The following is a 353-nucleotide window of genomic DNA, read 5'->3' on the forward strand; positions in this document are numbered from 1 at the left end:
ACCGCAAGGGGGGCGATTACCACGGTAGGATTCATGACTGGGGTGAAGTCGTAACAAGGTAGCCGTATCGGAAGGTGCGGCTGGATCACCTCCTTTCAGAGCTTAAGTGCTCGTGTTAAGCGTCCACACTTATCGGTTGTTTGATGTAGCTGGCGTCAATATTTTGATGCCGCGTAGAGGCTAACTCATAGCGCTGTTCGCAGTGTTATGAGTTGGGTTTTACTCAACAGCTATATTTGTTCTTTAACAATCTGGAAGAAGCACAACGAAAATGTACTTATCAAGTACTCGACGCAAGTCGATGAAGATAGGTACGGGTTGTGATTGCATTAATTTTGTTCCAAGTTCTCAAG

At 45.6% G+C, this 353-nt stretch carries 1 rRNA gene; it reads left to right on the top strand.

The features are described from left to right. Positions 1-96 (top strand): 16S ribosomal RNA (locus AC6LKD_RS32675); the annotation flags it as partial. Positions 97-353: the final 257 nt, after the last annotated feature.

This window comes from Achromobacter sp. D7-1 (assembly GCF_059760445.1).